The sequence below is a fragment of the Variovorax sp. 01T439_2 genome, assembly GCF_056398445.1.
Genome location: NZ_JBFTPJ010000747.1, coordinates 1 through 2977, shown reverse-complemented (window position 1 = coordinate 2977; position 2977 = coordinate 1). Strand labels below are relative to the sequence as shown.

The window sequence follows — 2977 nt, the reverse complement described above, 5'->3', positions numbered from 1 at the left end:
CCCTGCCGGGACTCATCAACAGGTCCCCAATGTCCGCAGGGTCAAGGGCTTGGCTGCGGTCAGCAGGAGGTGGAACATGGCGCCATGTCTTCGCCAAGGCACCGATACATCAGCGTCGGCGGCACGCAGATCTTCTACCGCGAAGCGGGGCCGCCGGATGCGCCGGCGCTTCTTCTGCTCCATGGGTTTCCGTCGTCGTCCGTGCAGTTCCGCCATCTCTTGTGGACGCTGGCCGATCGATGGCGGCTCGTCGCACCCGACTTGCCGGGCTTGGGATTCAGCGCCGTCCCCGACCACCGCCATTTCGCCTACACCTTCGCTCATCTTGCCGAGGTGATCGAAGGCTTTGTCCGGGCCGTGGGCATCGAGCCTCGCGCCCTCTACCTTCACGACTATGGAGCGCAAACTGGATTCCGGCTGCTGGCAAGCGCGGCCCTGCGGCCGGCGGCTCTCGTCATCCAGAACAGCGAGGCTTATTTCGATGCGGGCCGTACCGATGCATGGTCGTCCGCCGAAGCCTATTGGCGCGATCCCTCGGATGCCAACCGCGAGAGGATGCGTGCTTCGCTTCTCAATGAAGACGGCATCCGCCGCGAGTTCGTCGAGCAGCTTCCCGCGCACATCGCCGAGCGCATCGATCCCGCGGTCATCCGCCTGGCATGCGACCACGTCCAGCGGCCGGGCGTGGCCGATGCGCTGCTCGATCTTCATCGCGACTATGGGAGCAACGTCGCGTTCTACCCTGCGATCCAGGCGCACCTGCGCCGCGCTCGCCTTCCGACCCTGATCCTCTGGGGACGGGGCGACCAGTACTACCGGCCAGCGCAGGCGGAGGCCTTTCGCCAGGACCTGCCGGATGCCACGATCGAATACTTCGACGGCGGCCACTGGCTTCTCGAAACGCACCCTGGCGAGGTGGCTGCAGCCATCCGGGATTTCCTGCAGCGGCACCTCGCGCCGCCGGCCCTTCGTCCACTTCACGAAATGCGAGGCGTCCAATGAAAGAACCCGTCTTGCCGTGGAGCACCTGATGCCGACCCGACGCTATGCCATCCTTGAAGCGCCCTCCACGCTCGGCCTGTCGACCGACGGCGTGGAGCGCCTGCCCGACCGGCTGCTGGAACTGGGACTCGCAGACCGCATCCATGCGCGCCGTGCCGGGCGACTGGCCGTTCCGCCGAAAGACCCGAAGCCCGATCCATCCACCCTGGTGCTGAATGCCGATGCGATCGCGTCATGGTCGCCCACGCTCGCCGATGCGGTGGAGAAGGTCCTGGACGCGGGCGAGTTTCCGATAGTGCTCGGCGGCGACTGCACGATCGTGCTGGGTTCGATGCTCGCGCTGCGCCGGCGCGGCCGCTACGGCCTGTTCTTCATCGACGGCAACGCGGATTTCTTCCAGCCCGAAGCCGAACCCAACGGCGAAGGCGCGTCCATGGACCTGGCCTTCGTCACCGGCCACGGGCCGGCGCTGCTGACCGACCTGGAGGGCCGCCGTCCGCTGGTGCGGCCCGAGGACACCGTCGCCTTTGCATTCCGCGACCACGAAGACCAGGCCCAATTCGGCAGCCAGCCTTTGCCGGCGGAGCTCATGGCCTGCGATCTCCCCGCCATCCGCCGCCTGGGTGTCGAAGCCGCAACCCGTGCGGCCATCGACCACCTGACGCGGCCCGAGCTCGACGGCTTCTTCATCCACCTGGACGCCGATTGCCTCGACGATGCCCTCATGCCGGCGGTCGATTTCCGCGTACCGGGCGGGCTGTCATGGGACGAACTGTCGACCGCGCTCCGGCTCATCCTGGCGAGCGGAAAGGCCGTCGGCATGGAGGTCACCATCTACAACCCGCGTCTCGACGGGGACGGCAGCGCCGGCCGCGGCCTTGCTGCGGTGCTGGCCGAGGCGCTGGGGACGGCCGCGCCTGCTTGAGGGGGTGGGGCGTCCCGGCGAATCGTGGCCGCCCCTTATCCACGAGGCGGGATCGCACCGAAATTTGCCATCCCGATTCATCATCAATCGAACTTGACCAAGTCCTTGAAGATCAGTTGACCCCAGCTATTTCCGCGCGCCTGCACAAGCAGTCCACCTTCCGAAAGCCCGCCAAGCTTGATCGGCGCGAAACCGAGGTTTTCCGCAAGCGCACCTATCTCCGCTGCTGCGCCGTCATCGTCGCTCGCCAGGAACACGACTCTCCTGCCGCCATGTACGGCCGGGTCTTGTTCAAGGACTGCGGCGGCCAGATGGTTGAAACCCTTGACCAGCCGTCCACCAGAGAAAGCCTGCGCGACGGCCTTGGAAGAAGGCTGTCCTCCCAGTTCCTCAGGGGACACGCCGTAGGCATTGGTCACGTCGACGATGGTCTTCCCTTGCCAGCTGGGCAGCGCCTTCGCGACATCCCGGTGCGACTCGAACCGGACAGCCAGAAAGACGACGTCCGCCTTGACTGCTTCCGCCAGGGTTTTGGGAATGACCTCGGGCCCGATCGCGGCCGCGGCGGATGCAAAGCTTTCCGGGTCGCGCGTGGTTGCAACGGATACCTCGATGCCGCTTCGGGCAAACGCCTTGGCCAGGGCCTGGCCGATGCTGCCGAAGCCGATGATTGCGTAGCTCATGAATTTTCCTTTTGGTTTTGGCGTCAGATCTGCGCCAGGCCGCCGTCGACCGCGACCTCGCTGGCGGTCATGAAGCTGCTGTCCTGCGACGCGAGAAAGGCGGCCGCCGCGCCGATCTCCGCCGGATCGGCCATGCGCTGGAGCGGATTCATCGATGCGAAGGCCTTCATGCCCTCCTCGCCCAGCACTGCCCTCGCGAGGTCGGTCGCTGTCGGCCCGGGTGACAGCACGTTGACCCGGATGCCGGTGCCCTTGAGGTCCTCCGCCCAAGTCCGCGCGAGGTTGCGCACGGCCGCCTTGCTCGCGCTGTAGGCACCGAATGCCGGGGCACCCGTGGTGCCGGCGCTCGAACCGGTCAGGATGATCG

At 66.5% G+C, this 2977-nt stretch carries 4 protein-coding genes; 2 read left to right on the top strand and 2 right to left on the bottom strand.

The window, feature by feature from the left end:
• Window positions 1–1002, top strand: a 1002-nt coding sequence (locus AC1DOC_RS27070) for an alpha/beta fold hydrolase (protein ID WP_478130865.1), incomplete at its 5' end; no start/stop codon positions are given.
• A gap of 28 nt (window positions 1003–1030) precedes the next feature.
• A complete protein-coding gene (locus tag AC1DOC_RS27065; RefSeq protein WP_012747872.1) occupies window positions 1031–1927 on the top strand; it encodes an arginase family protein in 897 nt (298 codons plus the stop codon).
• An 83-nt stretch (window positions 1928–2010) separates the two neighbouring features.
• Here the strand turns inward: AC1DOC_RS27065 and AC1DOC_RS27060 are convergent, their stop codons facing one another.
• Window positions 2011–2610 carry an NADPH-dependent F420 reductase gene (locus AC1DOC_RS27060; RefSeq protein ID WP_012747871.1) on the bottom strand — a complete coding sequence of 200 codons (600 nt, stop codon included), beginning with the start codon at window positions 2608–2610 and terminating at the stop codon, window positions 2011–2013.
• 23 nt (window positions 2611–2633) lie between these two features.
• Window positions 2634–2977, bottom strand: a 344-nt coding sequence (locus tag AC1DOC_RS27055; RefSeq protein WP_478130864.1) for an SDR family NAD(P)-dependent oxidoreductase, incomplete at its 5' end; no start/stop codon positions are given.